Source organism: Seonamhaeicola marinus (assembly GCF_008085455.1).
The window spans coordinates 1-331 of sequence record NZ_VSDQ01000287.1 but is presented as its reverse complement, the minus strand read 5'-3'; the positions used below and the strand labels follow the sequence as shown (position 1 = coordinate 331).

The following is a 331-nucleotide window of genomic DNA, read 5'->3' as shown; positions in this document are numbered from 1 at the left end:
CACGAACACCATCTGCACTGTATTCTTCAATAAGCTTTAAGGCGTCTGGTGAGTTTCCTAAAGATTTACTCATTTTACGACGTTGCTTATCGCGTACCAATCCTGTTAAATATACATTCTGGAAAGGTTTTTCATCTTTATACTCGTAACCAGCAATTATCATACGTGCTACCCAAAAGAACAAAATATCCGGACCTGTTACCAAGTCGTTTGTTGGGTAATAGTATTTAATTTCTTCGTTTTCTGGATTGCGAATACCATCAAAAACCGACATTGGCCATAACCATGATGAGAACCATGTGTCTAATGCATCGGTTTCTTGACGTAAGTC

1 protein-coding gene is annotated in these 331 nt (G+C 38.4%); it reads right to left on the bottom strand.

The features are described from left to right. A partial coding sequence (locus FUA24_RS04015; protein ID WP_148540158.1) for a class I tRNA ligase family protein occupies window positions 1-331 on the bottom strand: 331 nt, incomplete at both ends.